The 21263-nt window shown below is 67.9% G+C and carries 18 protein-coding genes; 9 read left to right on the top strand and 9 right to left on the bottom strand.

All coding sequences use genetic code 11. From position 1 onward, the window contains the following. Nucleotide 1: 1 nt before the first annotated feature. The 4 genes from GO488_RS17035 to GO488_RS17020 all read right to left on the bottom strand — a co-directional run bounded on the left by GO488_RS17035 (nucleotide 2) and on the right by GO488_RS17020 (nucleotide 6893). The gene (locus tag GO488_RS17035) at nucleotides 2-943 is read right to left on the bottom strand and encodes an ABC transporter permease (RefSeq protein ID WP_162319057.1); all 942 of its coding nucleotides are present in this window, start codon (nucleotides 941-943) and stop codon (nucleotides 2-4) included. A gap of 1 nt (nucleotide 944) precedes the next feature. Continuing rightward, on the bottom strand, nucleotides 945-1988 hold the full coding sequence (locus tag GO488_RS17030; RefSeq protein ID WP_162319056.1) for an ABC transporter permease: 1044 nt from the start codon (nucleotides 1986-1988) through the stop codon (nucleotides 945-947). Nucleotides 1989-2073: 85 nt separating this feature from the next. Next, nucleotides 2074-3744 (bottom strand): ABC transporter substrate-binding protein, encoded by a 1671-nt coding sequence (locus tag GO488_RS17025; RefSeq protein WP_162319055.1) that lies wholly within the window; start codon nucleotides 3742-3744, stop codon nucleotides 2074-2076. Nucleotides 3745-3821: 77 nt separating this feature from the next. Further along, the gene (locus tag GO488_RS17020) at nucleotides 3822-6893 is read right to left on the bottom strand and encodes a dipeptide ABC transporter ATP-binding protein (RefSeq protein ID WP_162319054.1); all 3072 of its coding nucleotides are present in this window, start codon (nucleotides 6891-6893) and stop codon (nucleotides 3822-3824) included. 88 nt (nucleotides 6894-6981) lie between these two features. Between GO488_RS17020 and GO488_RS17015 the strand changes: the two genes are divergently transcribed. Then, on the top strand, nucleotides 6982-7482 hold the full coding sequence (locus tag GO488_RS17015; protein WP_162319053.1) for a DUF7529 family protein: 501 nt from the start codon (nucleotides 6982-6984) through the stop codon (nucleotides 7480-7482). 51 nt (nucleotides 7483-7533) lie between these two features. Here the strand turns inward: GO488_RS17015 and GO488_RS17010 are convergent, their stop codons facing one another. The 3 genes from GO488_RS17010 to GO488_RS17000 all read right to left on the bottom strand — a co-directional run bounded on the left by GO488_RS17010 (nucleotide 7534) and on the right by GO488_RS17000 (nucleotide 10360). After that, entirely contained in the window at nucleotides 7534-8874 is a 1341-nt protein-coding gene (locus tag GO488_RS17010) for a sulfatase-like hydrolase/transferase (protein WP_162319052.1), read from the bottom strand. Nucleotides 8875-8974: 100 nt separating this feature from the next. Continuing rightward, a complete protein-coding gene (locus GO488_RS17005; protein WP_162319051.1) occupies nucleotides 8975-9757 on the bottom strand; it encodes an IclR family transcriptional regulator in 783 nt (260 codons plus the stop codon). A 75-nt stretch (nucleotides 9758-9832) separates the two neighbouring features. Continuing rightward, nucleotides 9833-10360 (bottom strand): hypothetical protein, encoded by a 528-nt coding sequence (locus GO488_RS17000; protein WP_162319050.1) that lies wholly within the window; start codon nucleotides 10358-10360, stop codon nucleotides 9833-9835. A gap of 269 nt (nucleotides 10361-10629) precedes the next feature. Between GO488_RS17000 and GO488_RS16995 the strand changes: the two genes are divergently transcribed. The 5 genes from GO488_RS16995 to GO488_RS16975 all read left to right on the top strand — a co-directional run bounded on the left by GO488_RS16995 (nucleotide 10630) and on the right by GO488_RS16975 (nucleotide 15486). Then, nucleotides 10630-11334, top strand: coding sequence for a profilin-fold protein (locus GO488_RS16995; protein WP_162319275.1), 705 nt, complete (start codon nucleotides 10630-10632; stop codon nucleotides 11332-11334). 161 nt (nucleotides 11335-11495) lie between these two features. Next, nucleotides 11496-12095 carry a class I SAM-dependent methyltransferase gene (locus GO488_RS16990; RefSeq protein WP_162319049.1) on the top strand — a complete coding sequence of 200 codons (600 nt, stop codon included), beginning with the start codon at nucleotides 11496-11498 and terminating at the stop codon, nucleotides 12093-12095. A gap of 449 nt (nucleotides 12096-12544) precedes the next feature. After that, entirely contained in the window at nucleotides 12545-13753 is a 1209-nt protein-coding gene (locus GO488_RS16985) for an orc1/cdc6 family replication initiation protein (RefSeq protein ID WP_162319048.1), read from the top strand. Between the two features lie 317 nt (nucleotides 13754-14070). Beyond that, on the top strand, nucleotides 14071-14970 hold the full coding sequence (locus tag GO488_RS16980) for a universal stress protein (protein ID WP_162319047.1): 900 nt from the start codon (nucleotides 14071-14073) through the stop codon (nucleotides 14968-14970). Between the two features lie 66 nt (nucleotides 14971-15036). Next, nucleotides 15037-15486, top strand: coding sequence for a pyridoxamine 5'-phosphate oxidase family protein (locus tag GO488_RS16975; protein WP_162319046.1), 450 nt, complete (start codon nucleotides 15037-15039; stop codon nucleotides 15484-15486). Between the two features lie 37 nt (nucleotides 15487-15523). Here the strand turns inward: GO488_RS16975 and GO488_RS16970 are convergent, their stop codons facing one another. Both GO488_RS16970 and GO488_RS16965 read right to left on the bottom strand, forming a co-directional pair. After that, the gene (locus tag GO488_RS16970) at nucleotides 15524-16105 is read right to left on the bottom strand and encodes a VIT1/CCC1 transporter family protein (RefSeq protein ID WP_162319045.1); all 582 of its coding nucleotides are present in this window, start codon (nucleotides 16103-16105) and stop codon (nucleotides 15524-15526) included. A 4-nt stretch (nucleotides 16106-16109) separates the two neighbouring features. Next, nucleotides 16110-16400: a DUF211 domain-containing protein gene (locus tag GO488_RS16965; protein ID WP_162319044.1), complete on the bottom strand. Its 291-nt coding sequence runs from the start codon at nucleotides 16398-16400 to the stop codon at nucleotides 16110-16112. A gap of 86 nt (nucleotides 16401-16486) precedes the next feature. Between GO488_RS16965 and GO488_RS16960 the strand changes: the two genes are divergently transcribed. The 3 genes from GO488_RS16960 (at nucleotide 16487) to GO488_RS16950 (ending at nucleotide 21240) form a co-directional block, all read left to right on the top strand. Then, nucleotides 16487-19153: a cation-translocating P-type ATPase gene (locus GO488_RS16960; protein ID WP_162319043.1), complete on the top strand. Its 2667-nt coding sequence runs from the start codon at nucleotides 16487-16489 to the stop codon at nucleotides 19151-19153. A gap of 78 nt (nucleotides 19154-19231) precedes the next feature. Further along, entirely contained in the window at nucleotides 19232-20101 is an 870-nt protein-coding gene (locus GO488_RS16955; RefSeq protein ID WP_162319042.1) for a universal stress protein, read from the top strand. Between the two features lie 77 nt (nucleotides 20102-20178). Then, on the top strand, nucleotides 20179-21240 hold the full coding sequence (locus GO488_RS16950; RefSeq protein ID WP_162319041.1) for a DHH family phosphoesterase: 1062 nt from the start codon (nucleotides 20179-20181) through the stop codon (nucleotides 21238-21240). Nucleotides 21241-21263 lie beyond the last annotated feature (23 nt).

Here is a 21263-nt window from a genome sequence, read left to right as displayed (position 1 = left end):
GTCAGTCGACGGCTTCCCGCATCCGGGGATCGAGCGCGTCGCGCATCCCGTCGCCGAGGAGGTTGAACCCGAGGACGGTGATGGCGAGGAACAGCCCGGGGAAGACGGACATCCACCACTTCCCGGTCAGCAGGCCGTTCTCGACGCCCTTGGCGAGCATCAGTCCCCAGGACGGCGTCCCGGCCTGCGCGCCGAACCCGAGGAAGGACAGGGCCGCGATGTCGATGATGGCGAGGCCGAAGTTCAGCGTCGACTGGACGGTGATGGGTGCCAGCGAGTTCGGGACGACGTGCCGGGCGAGCACGCGGGGATCCCTCGCGCCCAGCGCCTCGGTGGCCTCGATGTACTCGTCTTCGAGGACCTTCAGCGCCGCGCCCCTGACGACGCGGGCGAACCGCGGCGTGTACACGAGGATGAGCGCGGCCGTGGCCTTCCAGATGCCGGCCCCGAAGATGGAGACCAGCGCGAGCGCGAGCAACAGCGACGGGAACGCGAGCAGGACGTCCATCGCCCGCATGATGACGTTGTCCGTGACGTCGCTGTAGTAAGCGGCGATCGTCCCGAGCGCGATGCCGGCGACCGTCGAGGCGGCGACGGCGATCGTCCCGAACTTCAGCGCGATCCACGCCCCGTACAGCGTCCGCTTGAAGATGTCACGGGCGGCGGCGTCGGTCCCGAAGAGGAACTGGTCGGCCGCCGCCGGACCGATCCAGCCCGGGGGCGCGCGGTCCGGGATCCCCTGTCCGAGTCGGGAGTCGGCCAGCGGCGCGAGGTCCAAGAAGAGTCGGGCGTACAGCGCGACCGCGACCATCGCGGCGATGAGGACGATGCCGGTGAGCGCGATGCGGTTCGACAGCAGTTCCGAGAGGAACTGCGAGGACCGGAGTCTATCGAGGAAGCCGCGGTCGTCGGACGGCGTCTGAGTGGTGGTTTCGGTGCTCATGTCACTGTTGGATTCGGGGGTCGAGGTAGCTGTAGGTGATGTCGACGCCGAGGTTCACGAGCGTGAACAGCAGCGCGAACGTCAGGACCGTCCCCTGGACGAGCGGGTAATCCGTGGCGTTGATGGCGGCGACGATGGTGGTGCCGATGCCGTTGATGCCGAAGACGGTCTCGGTGAGGACGGCCCCGCCCAGTAACGTCCCGAACTGGATGCCGATGACGGTGACGACGGGGATGAGCGCGTTCCGGAACCCGTGTTTCATGATCGTTATCTTCTGGCCCTGGCCCTTCGCGCGGGCGGTCCGCATGTAGTCCTGGCGGACCACTTCGAGCATCGACGAGCGCATCATCCGCGAGATGAGCGCCAGCGAGTAGATGCCGATGGTGGCCGCGGGCAGGAACAGGTGCCGCACGGCGGAGAGCCACGCGCCGGGCTTGCCGAGCAGGAGCGTGTCGATGGTCACCATCCCGGTCAGCGGCAGTTCCACGCCCAGCAGCATCCAGTGATCGGGGAGGAACACCGTCGAACTGATCCGGCCGCTCGCCGGGAAGATGCCGAGGAACGTCGAGAACAGCAGGATGAGCATCGGTCCGGACCAGTAGATGGGAATGGAGATGCCGGAGAGCGCGCCGATGCGACCGAAGTGGTCGACAAGGGTGTCCTGTTTCACGGCGGAGATGACGCCGAGCGGTAACCCGAGCAGGAGTCCAATGGCCTGCCCGTACAGGGAGAGTTCGATCGTGACCGGAAGCCGGGACGCGAGTACGCTGCGAACGGGCTGGCCCTGTGCGACCTTGTAGGACTGGCCGAAGTCGAACGTCGCGGCCTCCAGCAGGAAGCGGCCGTACTGGACGTACAGCGGATCGTTCAGGCCCAGCTCGCGCTGGAGTTCCATCACGCGCGCCTGCGACGCGCGCTGTCCGAGTATCACTCGGGCCGGGTCCCCGGGCGAGAGGTGGAGGATGACGAAGACGAACGTCGCGACGCCGAGGAGCACCGGGACGAGCAACAGCAGTCGTTTGAGGATGAATCGTTTCGAGGTCATGGGTTAGATCGGAAGCACGTGGTCGGCTGTCGGAGCGGGTCTTCGGCCGGGTTCGAGCGACCGGCGCGCTGGCCGGTGCGCCCGCTCAGTTCATCTGGACGAGTTCCAGGTACGGACCGCCCACCGAGCTGACGGTGTAGCTGTCTGCCTGGACCGCCTGGTTGATACCTCTCGTGAGCTGTGCGTAGTCGAGGAACACCCACGGGGCCTGCTCGTGGGTCATCTTGGCGGCTTCGAGATAGATCTCCTCGCGCTTCTGCTCGTCGTAGGTCTTCTGTCCCTCGTTGACGAGTTTCATGTACTCCCTGTTGGCCCACGACGAGATGTTCGAGGCGTTCCCCTTCTTGTCCCAGCTCACGTAGCTCTGGCCGTCCGGGACTTCCTCGACGGGCACGCCGGGGTGGAGGAGGACGTAGAGGAAGTTGTCCGGGTCGGCGTTGTCGGTGTACCACCCGAGCAGCGCGGCGTCGTGCTTGCCGGCGTACGTGTAGTCGATGTAGGGGCCGAACGACGAGAACTGGTTGACCGAGACGGAGAGGCCGATGTCCTCGAGGTTCGAACGGATCTGGTTCGCGGTGGCGACCGGACTCGGGTTGTAGCCACGGGGGTTCGAGAAGGTCGCCAGTTCGAACTCGAGGTCGGTCTCGCCGGCCTCTTCGAGGAGCGTCTGGGCCTTCTCCGGGTCGTGGGGGTACGGGTCGAGGTCCTCGTTGTGGCCGAGGACGTCCGGCGGGAGCGCCTGGTCGGCCTGTTTCGCGAAGCCCTGATAGATCGAGTTGACGATGGCCTCGGTGTCGACGGCGTAACTGATGGCGCGCCGGACCTTCGGTTTTCGGAACGCGGCCTTCCGGGACTGGTTGAACGCCATGTACCCGACGTTGATGCCGTTCTTCTTCTTGACCGACGCCGCGTCCGAGTCCTTGATCTGCTTTATCGCCTGCGCGCCGAGGTTGTCCGTGATGTGGCTGTCGCCGTTGATGAGGTCCTGCGCCCGCGTCTGGTTGGACTTGATGGTCTTCATGATCAGCTGCGAGACGTGCGGTCCCTCGCCCCAGTAGTCGTCGTAAGCGCTGAACCTGATCTTCTCGTTGGAGTTGTCCAGTTCCTCGAACTGGAACGGGCCGGTCCCCCGCGGGTCGGTTCCCAGTTCCGCCTGCGCCTCGGCCCCCTGTCCCATCTCCTCGATCTGGCTCTTCGAGAGGATGGCGGCGGCGAACATCGCGAGGTTCCGGACGAACGGGGCGTAGCGCTGTTTGAGCGTGAACGTCACCTCGTACTTCGAGGTCGCCTCGACGCTCTCGACCCAGTCGCCGAACGTGACCGACGAGTACCCGGAGCGCTTCTCCCCGAGGAAGAACTCGTACTCGGTGTCGATGAACCGTCGCACCGTCGCCCGAACGTCCTCGGCGGTGAGTTCGTCGCCGCCGTGGAAGGTAATTCCCTCCTTGAGCGTCAGCGTCGTGGTCTTGCCGTCGAGTTCCCACTCCTTGGCGAGGCCGTCGACGAGTTTCCCGCCGCTCCCCGGTTTGAAGTCGATGGTCGTATCGAACACCTGGTTGGTGACCTTCGCCACCTCGCCGCTGGTGGTCTGCTGGGGGTCGTAGTTCGTCGGGTGGTCGCCGCGGGAGTAGATGAGCGTCCCGCCGCCGTCACCGCCGCCACCGAAACTCGCGCAACCGGCAGTCGACGTGGCCGTGACTGTTACGGCACCAGCGGCCTTCAGAAACTGACGACGACTAGTGCTATCGCGTGACATAAGAGCAAATGGATGGCTCTATCACTTAAAATCATGGGGGATGGGGGCGGTCTCCCGTACGGCGATCAGGTCGGCGATCAGACGCTGTCGTCGTGGTGGAGGTGACAGGCGACCGGTCGTTCATCGCCCCGCAGCGGTGGCTCCTCCCGCTCGCAGGGGCTCTCGAAGGCTTCCCGGAGCGTCGCCTCGGCCTCGTCCCAGTCTTCGGTCGCCAGGGCGTCGATGGCCTCGCGGACGACGTCGCGCACGCGCCCCGACGGTTCGGTCGCGAACTCCCGGTCCCAGATCTCCCGAGCGAACGCCTCTCTGTCGGCGTCGCGACCACCGTCGGCGGACACCTCGGCGGTCTCCGCGGGCTCCCGGGTCGCCATCTCGGCGTCCTCCCAGACCGCCTCCAGCGGGATGTCCCGGTTCTCGACGCTCTCGCGGAAGTCCATGACCTCTCGGAACGCCGCCTGCTCGACGTCCACGTCCTCGGGCGGGATGACCTTCGGACACCGAGTCCGGAACCGACAGCCGGAGGGCGGGTCGACGGGGCTGGGAACGTCGCCCTCCAGGAGGATGCGCCCCTCGTCGCTCGCGCGCGGGTCGGGTTCCGGAATCGAGGAGAGCAGGGCCTCCGTGTAGGGGTGTTTCGGGTCCTCGAACAGGCGTTCGCTGGGGGCCGTCTCGACGATCTTCCCCAGGTACATCACGGCGACGCGGTCGCAGATGTGGCGGACGACCGAGAGGTCGTGGGCGATGAAAAGATACGTCAGGTCGAACTGCTCCTGGAGGTCCTCCAGGAGGTTGAGGATCTGCGCCTGGACGCTGACGTCGAGCGCGCTCACGGGTTCGTCGGCGACGATGAAGTCGGGGTCGACCGCCAGCGCCCGAGCGATGCCGACGCGCTGGCGCTGGCCGCCCGAGAGTTCGTGGGGGTACCGGTCGTACTGCGCCGGTTCGAGACCGACCGCCTCGAGCAGCTGCGTGACCCGGTTCCGTCGCCTCGCGCGCGTGCTGTTCCCCGCGGTCACCTCGACGTCGACGGCCGTGATTCGTCCGTCGGTGCGAGTGACCGCGGTGTCGACGTCGAGCGGTTCCGCGACCTCGACGTCCACGTCGTCGCCCTCGACGGTGACAGTCACGTTCACGACCGCCTCCCCGTCGGTGCTCCCGACGATGGCGTCCACGTCGTCGGCGACGTCGACGGTGACGGCGCTGCGGTCGATGCCGTCGACGGTGACCTCGGCGCGGCCGGTGACCGCCGCGTCGCTCTCGGGGAGGTCGTGTATCTCCAGCGGTTCCTTGACCGTCTGCCCGACCGTCTGGCGGGGGTCAAGCGAGGACATCGGGTCCTGGAAGATCATCTGCATCTCGCGGCGCTTCGCGCCGAGGTCGTCGTCCCCGAGGTCGGTGAGCACCTCGCCGGTGAACACCACCCGGCCGTCGGTCGGCTCCAGCAGCCGGAGGACGGAGCGCCCCGTCGTGGACTTCCCGCAGCCGGACTCGCCGACGAGACCGAGCGTCTCGCCCCGATAGATGTCGAAGTCGACGCCGTCGACCGCCCTGACGGTCTGTGGCTCGTCGGAGAACCACTCGTCGAGCCACCCCTCGGCCCTGGAGAAGTGCTTCTTGAGCCCCTCGACCTCCATCATCGGCTCGCCCGTGAACGTCTCCGATTCGGTGGTCATCTGTCCCGTCGCCGCCTCGCCGTACTCGGACGTGTCGAACGATTCGAGGACGCACTTCGCGCGGTGGTCGACGCCCTCCGGACCGTGGTCGAGATACGGGATCTCGCCGGAGGTACACTCGTCTCGCGCCCACGGACAGCGCGGCGCGAAGTGACAGCCGTCGGGTAGGTCGATGAGGTCGGGGACGTTCCCCTCGATGGGCTGGAGGCGGTCCCTGTCCTCTCTCGGGATGGATTCGAGGAGCGCGTAGGTGTAGGGGTGACTCGGGTTGTGGAATATCTCGTCGACCGGTCCCTCCTCGACGATCTCGCCCGCGTACATCACGGCGACCCGGTCGCAGGTCTCGGCGACGACCCCGAGGTCGTGGGTGATGAACAGGACGCTCATGCCGAACTCCTCTTGGAGGTCGTTTATCAGGTCCAGGATCTGGGCCTGGATGGTCACGTCCAGCGCCGTCGTCGGCTCGTCGGCGACGAGCAGCTGCGGCCGACAGGCCAGCGCGATGGCGATGAGCACGCGCTGGCGCATCCCGCCGGAGAACTCGTGGGGGTACTCGTCCAGTCGCGTCTCCGGTTCGGGGATGCCGACGGCGTCGAGGATGTCGACGGTGTCCTGTACCACCTCCTCGTCGGTGTCGCCGCGGGCGAGGAGTTCCCGAACGCCGTTCAGCCACGTGTCCGACTTCTTGCCGCCGTACCGGTGGAGCCGCAGGCTCTCCGCGATCTGCTCGCCGACCGGGAGCGCCGGATTTAACGACGTCATCGGGTCCTGGAAGATCATGCTCATCTCGCCGCCGCGAACGTCCCGCATCGCCCCCTCCGGTGCCGTCGTGAGGTCGATCCGGGCCCCCTCAAACCGGACGTGTTCGTGGCCGTCGTCCCGGTCGCGGAGGACCGCCCACGGGTCGGCGTCGGGTTCGACGTCGCTCTCCGGGTCCGGGTCGAGGTGCGCGGCCTCGACGAAGACGAACCCGTCGAGGGCCGTATTGACGGCGTCGTCGAGGGCCTCGCCGACCGAGACGGGGTCGTCGCCGTCGTCCAGCCGATCGCCGAACTCCCGGCAGTTGGGACCGAGCGAGCCGGGGTCTTCGCGCCCGTCGAGGTCGGTGGCGATCCCGCGGAGTTCGTCGGCCGCCGTCGCCGCCGACTCGCCGCTTCTGAGGTCTCCCGCCACCCGGCGGCAGGCCGTCACGAGGTCGAACGGATACGACGAGACGGCGTCGCCGTGATTCGACGCGAGTTCCGCGGCGAGCGCGTCGTCGGCGAACGTGACGCCGCCGCCGACGACCGCCCCGGGGTCGTCGACGAGGCCCATTGCCGACAGCGCCGTGACGCTCTTACCGGACCCGCTCTCACCGACGAGACCGACCGTCTCCCCGGGTTCGATTGTCAGGTCGAGCCCGTCGACCGCCTTCACGGCCCCTCGGTCCGTGTCGAACTGCGTCCTGAGGTCGGAGAGCGAGAGCAGGTCAGTCATTATCACACACTGGCGCCACGTCACGGATATAGCTTCCGCCGCAGTCTCGGGAGGAAGGCTTTTGCGGGAGGCTACCGGCCCACGATGTATGCCCACCGACCCAGAGACGCCCGGCGAGTCGGACAACCCCGCCGCCGACGCGATGCCGCGCTGGGAGCAGGTCGTCGAGGACATGGCCGCGACCGCGACGGCGTACCGAGACCGGGGCTGGGACGCTCATGAGATCCACCCGGGCGACGTCGCCATCACGGCGGACGACGTCGAACGGACCGGCGCCGAGTTGCTGGCACCGGACAACGAGTTCGACCCGCTGGTCGACGCGTTCGACAGTACGGCGGGGTTCGAGCGAGCCGAGGTGTTCCGCGCGGACACCGGCGGGACAGTCTACGCCGTCGTCGCCTTCGAGAACGAGGCGGCGGCGACGGCGGTGCTGACGCCCGTCTACTACAGCCCAGAGAAACACGACGAGTTCGTGGAGATGGTCGAACGGGAGGGCGAAGTTCGGATCCACGTCCGGCCGCTCGACGAGCGCCGCGTCCTCACGTTCACCATCGGAGACCCAGACGGGTTTCTACCGGACGGGGAGTGACAGCGCGCCGCGTCGTCGACGGGACGGCCCGCCGACGGTCGTCCGCCGGCCTCAGTACTCGGGGAAGCCGCGTTCACGCGGCTTTATCGTCGGATCCGCGCTCTCGACCTCGGAGATATACTGGAGGAGCCGCTCTTTCAGTCGGTCCGAGACGTCGCGGTAGTTCGGCCGGCCGGCGAGGTTGACCTGTTCCGCTGGGTCCTTGTGTAGGTCGAAGAGGTAGCGTTCGACGTAGGTGTCGCTGGCCGGTTGCCCGTTACCGCCGCGCCAGCCGGTCTGTTTGGGCGCGGCGACGGCGTACTTCCAGCGGTCGGTCCTGAGCGCCCGGCCGACCTGGGACTCGCTGACCTGGACGAACGCGTCGCCGTCCTCGTCGGGCTCCTCGCCCCGGGCGACCGGCAGGAGGCTGTCCCCGTGCATCTCCGCGGGGACCGGGAGACCGGCGGCGTCGAGTAGCGTCGGCGGGAAGTCGATGAGGCTCGTCACGCGACTCACGTCCCCCGCGTCTTCGAAGCCGGGACCGGCGAGGATACCGGGGACGCGGACGGCCGACTCGTGGGGCGTCCGCTTGTACTCGCCGGGTCGGGTCCGGAAGTGGCAGCCGTGGTCCGAGGTGTAGGAGAAGACGGTGTTCCTGCGCAGCCCGCGGGTTTCGAGCGCGTCGAGTAAGTCACTAATCGACTCGTCTAGGCGCTCGACGATGCCGTAGTAGTCGGGGAGTTCGCGGAACCAGTCCCCGGGCCGGTTTTCGAGGTCGGCCGGGACGTACGGGTCGGTCTCGTATCGCTCGGCGTACCCGTCGGGCGCGACGTACGTCCACATGTCGTTCTGGTGGTGCGGCTCCAGATAGGCGACGACGAGGAAGAACGGCTCCGAGAGGGAGTCCAGCGCCGTCGCGGCGAAGTCGGTAAACGCGTCCGTCCGGTACTTCTCGAAGCGAACGCGCTCGCCCGTCTCGTCGTAGAGGTGGCCCTCGTAGGGTTTCGAGGTGAACTCCGGGACGTCGGCACCGCGCCAGAAGTCGTCGTAGCCGCCGCGGTTCTCCGTCGGCACCGGTTCGTCGAAGGTGCCGCCGAGATGCCACGACCCGACGAATCCCACGTCGTAGCCCGCCTCCGAGAAGCGATGAGCCAGCGTCGTCTTCTCCTCGCCGAGCTTCAGTCCCTCGCGCCAGACGCCGGCCTCCGTGGCGAACTGGCCGGTGTGAAAGGCGGCGCGGAACGGCCGACAGACCGGTTGCGGGGATATCGCCCGTTCGACGAGCGTCCCGTCCCGCGCGAGTCGGTCGAGCGTCGGCGTCAGGTCCATCGGCGAGTCGTACGCGCCGAGGGTGTCCCACCGCTGTTGGTCGGTGAGCACCGCGAGGACGTTGGGTGGCGTCTCGGAAGTCATGTGCGGTAGTCGGCAGGTTGTCGATCTGTGAGTGAGATTTCGGCACGGTGGCGTCTCGTGTATGGGTTGCCTCTCGTGGTACGGCGTCGTATCGCGGCCGTTATTCAATCACCCGGTTCCGTATCGAGGTCGCGGTGCTTCCGATGATGCTGGAGAAGTCGTACGTGGGCGACTTCTCGCGCATCCGGTCGGCCGGGCCGGAGACCGTCACGGCGGCGACGGCGACGTTGTTCGTATCCGTGATGGGCGCGGCGATGCAGTGGCGGTCGGCGTCGAACTCGCCGCGGTCCCGGGCGACCCGGTCGTCGTGGACCGTCTGGAGTTCCTCCAGCAGGGCGTCGCGGTCGGTGATGGTGTTCTCGGTGAACTCGGGCAGGGGCTCGTCGACGAGACGGTCCCGCTCGTTCTCGGGGAGATACGCGAGGATCGCCTTGCCGCCGGCGGTCGCGGTCAGGGGCACCCGCTCGCCCTCGTAGAGGTCGGTCGGCGGTTCGGCCTCGTTCGCCGCCCGCCGGAGGTAGACCCCGCGGCCGTGCTCGGGCACCATGACGCTGGCCACCTCCTCGGTGGCCTCCGCCAGCGTCTCGATGGGTTCGTAGGAGGCCTGATACAGGTCCATGCGCGCCCGGACGCTGGTCCCGAGTCCCAGAAAACCGAGGCTCAGTCGGTACTTCCTGTCCTCACGGGTGACGTAGCCCAACTGACGAAGCGTGCTCAGGTGCTTGTGGACGGTGCTCTTGGCCATGTCGAGGTCGTCGGCCAGTTCGCTCACGCCGGTCGGGTCGCGCCCCTCCAGGGCCTCGACGACCCGGAAGCTGGTGACCGTCGTCCGGGCGATCTGCCCCTCCATCTCCTCGGCCGGCGGAACCGTCGGGCGGGCCATGTCCGTAGTGACTCCCTCCCGCTGTATAAACGTATTCACGCATCGTGAATTGTATTCGTCGCGGTCGGAGCGGGCCTATCGACGACGCCGAATCGCGACGAGGGCGCTGCCGAGAAGCAGCGCGGTGAGGAAAGCGGCGAGCGGGCCGGCGGTCGACAGCGAACCGCCGTGGTCTGGCGTTCCGTGGGATGTTTCGTCCGGCTCGGTGGTTTCGCTCGCTGCGTTCATCGCTGGATCGATTGACGAATCGGTCGGTGTCGTCGCCGTCGAGTCCGATTCCGCTGTCGCTGATGCCGACTGAGCCGATTCCGTCGGAGTCGTTCTGGGCACCTCGGTCGGCGTCGGCGTGACGGGTTTCGATTCCGTCGGTGTCGCCGGCGGTCCGTGTGGCTCTCGCCCGTGCGGATAGACGCCGGAATCCGCGGGGCCGGAATCAGCGGGAACTGCGTTCGCGATATCGTCGCCGCCGTCGATGGACCCCGCCGCCCATCCCTGTTTCGCCGCGGCGGTGTCGGCGAAAACTGCCATCGAGAGCGACAGCGTCACGAGCGCGAAACAGAGCGCGAGGGCGAGGTAGCGGCGTCCGGTCCGACCGTCGTCCATACCCGTAGATCGAGGCCCCCGGCTTTATTTATGGAGTCGATGCCGGTATCGGTAGGCGCTCATTTCCGTTCGCAGGAGTCGCCTTCCGGGCCGGAACGCAAGTCGGAACCGAGACGGAACGACGCGCTGCGTTCGCGTATAAGAGATCCGCGTTCGTGTGCTGCACCCGCTATGCCGTTTTTGCGTATCGCACCCGTTATGCCGCTTCTGCGTATCGCACTCGTTATGCCGTTCGCGCGCGTGGAATCGGTGTGACTGATTGGCCCCCGGTGGACCCCGACGACGCGGCGGCGGTCGCCGACCGACGCGACGAACTGGTCGCCGCCGTGCGCGACCACGCCGGCCGCATCGCCTACGAACTGGCCCGGCTGAAAGGCGGCGACTACGGGCAGGCGACCGTCGAGACCGACCGCGGCGAGTGGACCGTCAAGTACGAGGGCGGCGATCTCTCGTATCTCAGGTTCGACCCGGGCCGCGGCAGCGAGGTCTACGTCGTCTCGACGAAGCAACCGCCCGAACCCGAACCGCTCGCGGACGCGCTGACCGACTACGACGCCTTCGTCAGCGGGTTCAACGACTACGTCGCCTCACACGAGGGGGTCTTGGACGACGTCTCGACGGAGTTCCCGGAAGTGACGACCACCGACGGCGTCGTCGGCGAACGGGACCGCGTCCTCGGTCGGATTCGAGACGTCTGTGACCGCATCGCTCGCGAACTCCAGCGCTACGAGGGCGGCGACTACGGGACGTTCACGGAGCGCGTCGCGGGGACGCGCTGGGAGCTGAAGTGGGACCGCGACGGGGCGTCGTACCTCCGGGTCGGCGGGTCGAGCGGGCTGTATCTCCTCTCGCAGTACGAACCCCCCTCGGCCGACGACATCCGAGAGTACGCCCCGCAGTTCCGCGAGTTCGTCCGCGCGTACAACGACCACGTCGAGGAGCTGGAGTCCGACCTCGGAACCGTCGAGCTGTGATCCGATCACGTCGAGTTGGAGTCGATAGCGTCGAGTTGGAGTCGATAGCGTCGAGTTGGAGTCGATAGCGTCGAGTTGGAGTCGATAGCGATCCGGGCTCGGGGAGCCGAAAACCGCCGTCGTGTCGGCAGACCTTTAGGCCGTCGTCGCCCTCACTAACCGTGGATTCTCACGATGTCCGAGACGAGTGGGCCGAGCGCTCCGGCGAGTACTCGCCGACGTACTACGCCCACTACGGCCCGGACGAGACGAGCGAACTGCTGCGGTCCCGCCTCGAAGAGCGCGTCGGGCGCGAGGCGAGCGTGCTGGAGGTCGGGTGCAGCGTCGGGCGGCACCTCGCCGAGCTGGCCGACGGCGGGTTCTCGGACCTGACGGGCGTCGACGTCAACGCGGACGCCCTCGACGCCCTCGCCGAGACGTACCCCGAACTGGCCGAGACCGGAACCTTTCACGCGGCCGCCATCGAGGAGTACGTCGAGACGGTCGACGACGGAGCGTTCGACGCCGTCTTCTCCGTCGAGACGCTCCAGCACATCCATCCCGACGTCGAGTGGGTGTTCGACGACCTCGCACGGATCACCGGCGACCTGTTGATAACGGTCGAGAACGAGAGCGGCGAGCACGGCGAGGTCAACTACGTCGACGAGGACGTTCCGCTGTACTATCGGGACTGGAACCGCGTGTTCACCGAGCGCGGCTTCGAAGAGGTCGAGTCGTCCGTCCAGAAGCGCGATACGGTCAGAGTGTTTCGCCGGGAGTAGCGGTCGATTGTCGGGTCGGGTTCGTCGTCTCCCACCCCACCGTGTCGAATGTTCTCGCAGGCGGCGGGTGGCGCACTCGTAGAGACGGCGAGACGGACAGAATGGGGCGGTCGGCGACCCCCTCACCCCACCGTGTCGAGTGTTCCTGTCCCGACACGACCGCGGCGGTGCTCGTTCCTTGAGGAGTGCTAGCGCGGCGGGCGGAGATCGGCGCTCGTCGCGAATCTGCATTCAGACCGCTCTCACGGATAGATATCGACGTTTACCGGTTTGTTCCGACCCACCCACCCCACCGTGTCGAGTGTTCTCGGCGTTTCGGACCGCGGACGAAAACACTCGACACAAAGGGGTGGGAGACCGACGCGTAGCCGTGGTCTTTTTCTAGTCGGAAAACACTTGACGCATCCGACACGGTGGTTTTATCAACCGCATGTCCATAGAGTGGTTCGATGACGCGGTTCACCAGGGACACGGAGATCTTCCGGGACGAGGACATGCTCCGTGAGGACTACCAACCGGACTCCATCGCCGCCCGCGACGAGGAGTTGGAGGCCTACGAGAACGCGCTCCAGCCCGTCATCAACGGCGCGCAGCCCCGGAACATCTTCCTCTACGGGAAGGCCGGCGTCGGCAAGACGGCGGTCACCCGCTTCCTCCTCTCGCACCTGAAGCAGGACGTCGAGGCGTACGACGACGTCGACCTCTCCGTCTACTGGCTGAACTGCACGAACTTCTCCTCCTCGTATCAGGTCGCCGCCAATCTCGTCAATCTCCTCCGCCCGGCGAGCCAGCAGATCAGCACGACCGGCTATCCACAGCAGACCGTCTTCGACATGCTGTACTCCGAACTGGAGTCGATCGGCGGAACGGTGTTGCTGGTCTTAGACGAGATCGACCACATCGGGCAGGACGACGACATCCTCTACGAGCTCCCACGCGCGCGCTCGAACGGGTACCTCGACAGCGTCAAACCGGGCGTCGTCGGCATCAGCAACGACTTCGGCTTCCGCGAGACGCTCTCGCCGAAGGTCAAGGACACCCTCTGTGAAGAGGAGATACATTTCCCGCCCTATCAAGCTCCCGAACTGGAGTCGATTCTGAAACAGCGCGTCGACGGCGCGTTACGGGAGGACGCGCTCTCGACGGGCGTTCTGCAGCTGTGTGCCGCCATCGCAGCCCAGGACACCGGCAGCGCGCGCCAGGCGCTGGACTTGCTCTACAAAGCGGGCGATATTGCCCGGACCGAGGGCGACCCGCCGATCGTCGAGGATCACGTCCGGGCGGCGTCGCAGGCGCTCGAACGCGGGCAGATTCGCCACGGGATGCGCGAGCTGACCCATCACGGGCATCTGACGCTCATCGCCACGCTCTCGCTGGCGCTCGAAGACGAGATGCCGGCCCGGGTTCGCGAGATCTACCCCGAGTACCGGACGGTCGCCGACCACTCGGGGACGGACCCGCTCGTCCGCCGACGGATGCACGATCACCTCGCCGACCTGGCGATGGTCGGCATCTTACAGCGCACCGTCAGAAACGAGGGGCGGGCGGGCGGTCAGTACCACGAGTACGAGTTCGACGTGCCGCTGGACCTCGTTCGCGACGTGGTCCGCGAACTCGAAGACATCGTCCCGCCGGACCGCGTCGCACGCCGCATCTGATTCTGCTCGGTTCCTCGGTGGCGCGTCAGTTTCTCCCTCTGTTTCCCCGCCGACGGATTAGGTCCCCTGTCGCTCTCCCGTCGACGGTTAGATCGGCCCCCACCCTCCCCTTCGCGAGAACACTCGACACGGTGGGGTGGGTGTGTCCCCACCCTCTGGCTCGGCCGCTTCCGCCACCCCCTCACGCCGCCGCGTGAAAACACTCGACACGGTGGGGTGGGCGTGTCCGTTCGCCACTCCCGCGACCGCCGAGACGGCGTGTTCGCAGCGCTACGACCCAAAATTATCAGGGGTCGAACGCGTATCGACGGATACGGATGTACGACGACATCTTGATTCCCACCGACGGGAGCGAACACGCGGTCCGAGCGGCCGAGCACGGGGCGTATATCGCGGACGCGTTCGACGCGACGCTCCACCTCCTCACCGTCGTGGACGTCGACGCGGCGGCGGGGCCGTTCTCGGCCGGCGGCGTCGACGAGGAGTACGTGGAACGGCTCAAATCGAAGGCGCGGACGGCCATCGATGCACTCGACGGCGCGGTCTCGGCCGTCGAGACGGTGCAGTCGTCGGTCGTGACAGGCCAGCCGTCGACGGCCATTTTGGACTACGTCGCCGACCGCGATGTCGACCTCGTCGCGATGGGGACCCACGGGCGACGCGGGCTGTCGCGGTATCTCGTGGGGAGCGTCGCCGAGCGGGTCGTCCGGCAGTCCCCGGTCCCGGTCCTCACGGTGCGAGCGAGCGAGCGAAGCGCGGTGGAGGAGGGGTACGACCAGATCCTCGTCCCGACGGACGGCAGCGACTACGCGGCGGCCGCCGTCGCCCACGCTCTCGCGATCGCCGAACGGGCCGGCGCGCGCGTCCACGCCGTCAGCGTCGTGAACCTCGGCGACATCGCTACGGGCGCGGACGTGGGCGTCCCCCCGGAGTTCGTCGAGCAGTTCGAGACGCTGGCCGAGGAGGCCGTGGTGTCGGTGGCGACCGCTGCGCGGGAGAGGGGACTCGACGTGGAGACGTCCGTCAGCAGCGGCGTTCCGGCCCGCGAGCTGTTGGACTACGTCGAGGAGAACCCGATCGACCTCGTCGTCATGGGGACTCACGGGCGAACGGGGTGGGATCGGCTGCTTCTGGGAAGCACGGCGGAGCGACTCGTCCGTCGGTCGCCGACGCCCGTGCTCACAGTCCGCAGAAGCGACGAGGAGGGCGAGGCGTAACGGGCGATAGAAGGGCGAGGCGTAACGGGCGATAGAAATTATAGTTTCGACAACTATTGTGGTGGTATGGCAACGGACGATTCCGTGGAGATGGAGCGCGACGAGATCGACGCGTTTCTCGGGTCCGGCGGCACCGGTGTCCTCTCGCTCCCGACGACGGCCGACGAACCGCCCCACACAGTACCGGTCTCGTACGGCTACGACGCGGAGACGCGGACGTTCTACTTCCGTCTCTCCGTCGGCGCGGACAGTTCGAAGTCGGACCTCGCCGACCGGCCGGTCTCCTTCGTGGTCCACCGAGAGGAAGACGACCGCTGGCGGAGCGTCGTCGCCGCCGGTCGATTGGAGGGCGTCGAGGAGTCGGGCATCGAGACGGAGACGCTCGACGGCCTCGACCGGGTCGAGATCCCGCTCGTCGACATCTTCGAGGACCCGACGCGCGTGGTCTCCTTCGAGTTCTACCGCCTCGTGCCCGAGGACCTGACCGGCCGAGTGGAGTCGCCGAGGGACGTCTGAGTCGCCCGACGGACTGTTATCACTCGAACCGGCCGACTCACCCCGGGAGGAAGACGTTGATCGCGGCGACGACGAGTCCGGCCAGCGCCATCCGCGCGGCGGCGACGTACCACCGCTGACCGGAGATGGAGCCCATGTACGCGCCGAAGACGCCGAGGATGCCGATACCGAGGCTCACGGCGGCGACGGCGGCCTCGACGAGCGAGAGGGCGGTCCCCGCGAGGAGGAACGGCGAGAGCGGTATCAGGACGCCGACGACGGGACCGAGCCCGCTCGAGACGGCGTGTAACAGGCGTGCACCCCGCTGTTCGTGCTCGATTCGCGTGTCGTCTAAGTCGGTGAGCATCGCCCGTTCGAGGCGGCGGATCTCCGCTCGCGTCTCCGCGCGCTCGATCTCCCAGACGCTCCAGACAGCGGAGGTGCCGAGTCCGACCGCCGCGCCCAGTCCGATCTTCACGACCGTCAGGCCGTCGGGGACGCCCGAGAGGACGGCCCCGATGACGACGCCGATGCAGGTCAGCGTCCCGTCGAAGCCGTTGGAGATGAAGTACCGACGGGAGATCGCCAGCACGTCCTCCTTCCCGAGGAGGCGGCCGAACAACTCGCGAGCGCCGACCACGGGGTTACCCGTCCTGTAGGGTCCGTCGGTCGGTGACGAGGCGGTCGCCGCAGGCCACTTGATCGACGGAGTGAACCGTCCCGCCGAGGCCCTCGATGGTATCCTCGACGGCCGAGACGTCGATGTCCTCGCCCTCCAGCGTGACCTTGACGTTCTGGACCTCCTGGTCGAGTTCGATGAGCGACGTGGTCGCGCCCGCGACGCTCTCTGTCTCGCTGACCCGCTCGGTGAACGACAGCAGCGTCGGGTCGTGAGGCTTCAACACGTCCATGACGAGGCGGCGAACGGCGGCCATGTCACCCACTCCACTCGGTGGCCACGTAAACCTCCGGTTCCCGTCAACGGATAACAAATTTGGTGACCGGGCGAGTCTGTCCCGACGTGGTCCCGCCCTCACACGCACAGTCCGTCGAGGAGAGCCCGCCCGCACACGCGCAGTCCGCCGAAGCGACGCTCGACGCCTTGGAGACGAGTCTCGACGGCCTCGACGCCGCGGAGGCGGACCGCCGCCGCGAGCGATACGGCGCGAACGAGGTGGCGAGCGAGGGGCAGCGCTCGCTGGTGGACATCTTCCTCACGCAGTTCCGGAGCGTCCTCATCTACGTCCTCGTCGTCGCCGCGGCGCTGTCCGTCTGGGCCGGTCACGTCGTCGACGCCGTCCTCATCGCGGTCATCGTCGTCGCGAACGGACTGTTCGGGTTCGTCCAGGACTACCGCGCCGAGGAGAGTCTCGCGGCGCTGCGCGAACTGACCGCGCCGACGGCGACGGTCCGACGCGGCGGGACGCCGACGGCGGTCGAGGCGACGCAACTCGTCCCCGGTGACGTCATCGAGCTGGCGGGCGGCGACGTGGTTCCGGCGGACTGTCGCCTCGTCGAGACGACGGGACTCGAGATCGACGAGGCGGCGCTGACCGGCGAGAGCGTCCCCGTTTCGAAGGCCCCGACCGCGGTCGACGCCGACACGCCGCTGGCCGAGCGCACGCCGATGGCGTACAAGGGGACGAACGTCACGCGCGGGCGGGCCGTCGCCGTCGTCACCGGGACGGGCGACGACACGGAGGTCGGCGCGATCGCGCTGGAACTGGCCGGCACCGAGGAGACGGAGACGCCGCTGCAGACCGAACTCGACGCGCTCGGCCGGACGCTGGGTCTCGGCGTGGTGATACTGGCCGCGCTCGTCGTTCCGCTGTTGCTCTTACAGGGGACCGAACCGTTTCAGGCGGGGCTGACGGCGGTCTCGCTGGCCGTCGCCGCGGTGCCCGAGGGGCTGCCCGCGGTCGTGACGCTGACGCTGGCGCTCGGCGTCCGCCAGATGGCCGAGGAGAAGGCGCTCGTCCGCCGGCTCCCCGCGGTCGAGGCGCTCGGCGGCGTCGACGTCGTCTGTACGGACAAGACCGGGACCCTGACCCGGGGCCAGATGACCGTCAGCCGACTGTGGGTGAACGACGGCGTCGTCGCGGCCGAGGACGTCGGAACCGACCGGTCGGCAGTCGACGAGACTGAACCGACCGACACTCACACCGACATCCGCACCGGCGACCGCATCGACCTGTTGCTTCGAGCCGGCGCGCTCTGTAACGACGCGGCGGGCGACGAGGGCGACCCCACCGAACGGGCGCTCGTCGACGCCGCCGAGGACAGCGGCATCGACGTGACGGCCCTCCGCGACTCCCACCCGCGAACCGACGAGATCCCCTTCTCCTCGGAGCGCAAGTGGATGGGAACCGTCCACGGCGATCGGGCCTACGTCAAGGGCGCGCCGGCGGTCCTCCTCTCGAAGGCCGATCGGATCCTGACCGAAGACGGCCCGGTCCCGCTCACCGACGAGCGGGCCGCTCGCGTCAGCGAGCGGGTAGACGCGTTCGCCGACGACGCCCTCAGAGTGCTGGCCGCCGCGTACGCGGACGACGTTTCGGGCGACGCGACCGGGGGAGACGAGTTCGAGGACGGCCTCGTCTTCGTCGGGCTCTTCGGCCTCATCGACCCCGCGCGCGAGGAGGTGGCCGACGCCATCGCGGCGACGAGGGGGGCCGGCATCGACGTGAAGATGATAACGGGAGACAACGTCCGCACCGCGGCGGCCATCGCGGGGGACCTCGGGATGGACACCGAGGTCATGGAGGGCCGCGAGATCGACGAGCTGGACGAGGCGGCGCTCCGGGACCGCGTCGAGTCGGTCGACGTCTTCGCCCGCACCGCGCCCGAACACAAGGTCCGCATCCTGCGCGCGCTACAGGACAACGGCCACCGCGTCGCCATGACCGGCGACGGCGTCAACGACGCGCCGGCGCTGAAACACGCGGACATCGGCGTGGCGATGGGGATTCGCGGCACCGACGTGGCGAAGCAAGCCAGCGACATCGTCCTGCTCGACGACAACTACGCGACCATCGAACGGGCCATCGAGCGGGGCCGGGCCATCTTCGACAACGTCTGGAAGTTCGTTGGCTACCTGCTGAGCGCCAACGTCGCGGAGGTCGCCATCGTCTTCATCGCGTCGCTGTTCGGCTATCTCGTCCTCCCGGCGGTACAGCTGCTGTGGATCAACCTCCTCACCGACGGCCTGCCGGCCGTCGCGCTGGGAGCCGATCCCGCGAGCGAGGACGTGATGGACCGACCGCCCCGGGACCCCGACCGCAGTATCGTCGACCGAGGGATGCTGGGGCTGATGGGCGGGACCGGGGCGGTATCGACGATGGCGATGCTCGGGCTGCTCGCGATCACGCTCGGCGGGGCGACGGCCGTCACGCCCTACGCGATGACGATGGTCTTCACGGGGTTCGTCGCCGTCGAGTTCGAGAAGCTATACGTCATCCGCTGGCTCAGGGAGACCCCGATAATTTCGAATCCGTGGCTCGGAGCCGCCGTGGCCGTCTCGGCGCTCTTACAGCTGGCGGTGCTGTACACCCCGCTGAACCGCTACTTCGGGACGGTCCCGCTGGAACTGGGCGACTGGCTACTGATCGGGGCCGTCGTCGCCGTCTGTCTCCTCGGTCACTTGGCCGTCGCGGTCGCGGTCCGGCGCTGGCAGCGGGCCGAGCGCTGACGCCGCGGCGTTACCCCGACCGGGCCTTTATCGTCCTTTCGAGACAACGTCCACCCAGCAGCGGTTCCACAGGTGCCCATGTACGACGACATCCTCTTCCCGACCGACGGCAGCGATATGGCGGCATCGGTTCTGGAGTACGTCGCGGACGTCGCGGCGGCCCACGACGCGACGCTCTACGTCCTCCACGTCGCCGATACGAACCGCGACAGCGTCAGCGCCATCCGTGGCGAGGTGGTCGACGCGCTCGAAGACGCCGGCGAGCGAATCGTCGCCGAGACGGCCGAGCGCGTCCGCGACCACGGCGTCGACGTCAGGAGCGACGTGGTACAGGGCGACCCGGCGCGGACCGTCGTCGAGTACGCCGACCGGATCGACGCGGACCTCGTGGCGATGCCGACCCACGGCCGATCCGGACTCGAACGCGTCCTGCTCGGCAGCGTCACCGAGCGCGTCGTCAACACCTCGCCGGTGCCCGTCCTCGTCGTCAACCCCGACGGGGACCGGACCTATCGGTATCCGCCGCGAGACGTGCTCGTCCCCACCGACGGGAGCGCGGGGGCGGCGCGAGCGCTCGAAGAGGGCGTCGAGATCGCGGCCGCGGCGGACGCGACGTTACACGTCCTCCACGTCGTCGAGACGGGCAGCCTCGGTCCCGACGCTCGATCGGTCGTCCGGGAGAACCAACTCGACGAACACGCACAGGAAATCGTCGATTCGGCGGTGGAGACGGCCGAGGAGACGCTCTCGGACGTCGTCGGAACGGTCGGGTACGGGACGCCCCATCGGGAGATCCGAACCTACATAGACACGGAGGAAATCGACCTGCTCGCCCTCGGAACGCAGGGCCAGACGGACTTCAGTTGGTACGCGCTGGGCGGCGTGAGCTCGAAGCTCGTCCGCGCCTCGCCCGTCCCGCTGGTGATGACTCGCACGGGGGACGAGTGAGCCGCCGGTGCGCCGGCGGTCACGGGCGACCGCCGCTCGCCAGCAGAGGCATGTAGCACCGTCACGAAGATGAGGGTATGAGCCGCGCACAGACGCTCTGGGACCTCCTCGAAGCCGGCGACGACCTCACGATCGTCTGTCACAACAACCCCGACCCCGACTGCCTGGCCAGCGCCGTCGCGCTGGGACAGATCGCCGCCAGCGCCGGTATCGACGAGCGGCGCATCCTCTACAGCGGCGACATCTCCCACCAGCAGAACCGGGCGTTCGTCAACTTGCTCGAAGTCGATCTGGTGCCGTTCGACGCCGACATCGTCCGGAACCGCGATTCCGGTTCGCTCCTGGCGTTCGTGGACCACTCGGTGCCCGGCGTGAACAATCGGGTCCCGCCGGAGACGCCCGTCGACATCGTCATCGACCACCACCCGGCCGAGGACATCGAAGCGACGTTCGTCGACCACCGCGAGGACATCGGCGCGACGGCGACCATCCTCGCCGAGTACGTCCGCGAGCTGCCGATGGACCCGAACTCGCGCGTCGCCACCGCGCTCCTCTTCGCCATCCGCCGCGAGACGCTCGGCTTTCTCCGCGGCGTGACGCGGGCGGAGTACGAGGCGGCGACCTACCTCCACGACTACGCCGACACGGACCTCCTCCGACAGCTGTCGAGCCCGGCCGTCAGCGGCGCGACGGTCGACGCCATCGCCGACGCCATCGACAACCGAACCGTCCACGGATCGGTCCTCATCTCACACGTCGGGCGAACGAGCGAACGCGACGCGCTCCCCCAGGCGGCGGATTACCTCGCAACCCTCGAAGGCATCGAGACGGCCATCGTCTTCGGCATCGTCGACGACGCCATCCAGCTCAGCGCCCGCTCGACGGATTCTCGGAGCAACATCGGCGAGATACTACACGATGCCTTCGAGGGCGTCGGAAGCGCCGGCGGGCACCGGGAGATGGCCGGCGGCGAGATCCCGCTTGGCGTCTTCGCCGGCTACACCGACGACGACGCGCAGTTCGTCCCCATCGTCGAACAGGTCGTCACGGCCCGCCTGCTCGGGGCGCTCAACATCAGAGAGCGAGAGCGCGAGGAGAAAAGCGGAGGCGGGAAAGACGGCGAAGGCGAGTCGGAGTGACGAGAGAGAGCGCGGGCGGACGC

Origin of the sequence: Haloarcula limicola (assembly GCF_010119205.1) — an archaeon.
In the GTDB taxonomy this organism is placed as follows: Archaea; Halobacteriota; Halobacteria; order Halobacteriales; family Haloarculaceae; genus Haloarcula; species Haloarcula limicola.
The sequence above is the reverse complement of the archived record's forward strand: the minus strand, read 5'-3'. Positions and strand labels throughout refer to the sequence as shown.

Bases quoted from the DNA above. Each gene is read 5' to 3' on its own strand.
- GO488_RS17010 (WP_162319052.1), bottom strand. From the start codon at position 8,874: ATGACTTCCGAGACGCCACCCAACGTCCTCGCGGTGCTCACCGACCAA.
- GO488_RS17015 (WP_162319053.1), top strand. From the start codon at position 6,982: ATGCCCACCGACCCAGAGACGCCCGGCGAGTCGGACAACCCCGCCGCC.
- GO488_RS17005 (WP_162319051.1), bottom strand. From the start codon at position 9,757: ATGGCCCGCCCGACGGTTCCGCCGGCCGAGGAGATGGAGGGGCAGATC.
- GO488_RS16965 (WP_162319044.1), bottom strand. From the start codon at position 16,400: ATGGCCGCCGTTCGCCGCCTCGTCATGGACGTGTTGAAGCCTCACGAC.
- GO488_RS17000 (WP_162319050.1), bottom strand. From the start codon at position 10,360: ATGGACGACGGTCGGACCGGACGCCGCTACCTCGCCCTCGCGCTCTGT.
- GO488_RS17030 (WP_162319056.1), bottom strand. From the start codon at position 1,988: ATGACCTCGAAACGATTCATCCTCAAACGACTGCTGTTGCTCGTCCCG.
- GO488_RS16955 (WP_162319042.1), top strand. From the start codon at position 19,232: ATGTACGACGACATCCTCTTCCCGACCGACGGCAGCGATATGGCGGCA.
- GO488_RS16975 (WP_162319046.1), top strand. From the start codon at position 15,037: ATGGCAACGGACGATTCCGTGGAGATGGAGCGCGACGAGATCGACGCG.
- GO488_RS16985 (WP_162319048.1), top strand. From the start codon at position 12,545: ATGACGCGGTTCACCAGGGACACGGAGATCTTCCGGGACGAGGACATG.
- GO488_RS17020 (WP_162319054.1), bottom strand. From the start codon at position 6,893: ATGACTGACCTGCTCTCGCTCTCCGACCTCAGGACGCAGTTCGACACG.
- GO488_RS17025 (WP_162319055.1), bottom strand. From the start codon at position 3,744: ATGTCACGCGATAGCACTAGTCGTCGTCAGTTTCTGAAGGCCGCTGGT.
- GO488_RS17035 (WP_162319057.1), bottom strand. From the start codon at position 943: ATGAGCACCGAAACCACCACTCAGACGCCGTCCGACGACCGCGGCTTC.
- GO488_RS16980 (WP_162319047.1), top strand. From the start codon at position 14,071: ATGTACGACGACATCTTGATTCCCACCGACGGGAGCGAACACGCGGTC.
- GO488_RS16950 (WP_162319041.1), top strand. From the start codon at position 20,179: ATGAGCCGCGCACAGACGCTCTGGGACCTCCTCGAAGCCGGCGACGAC.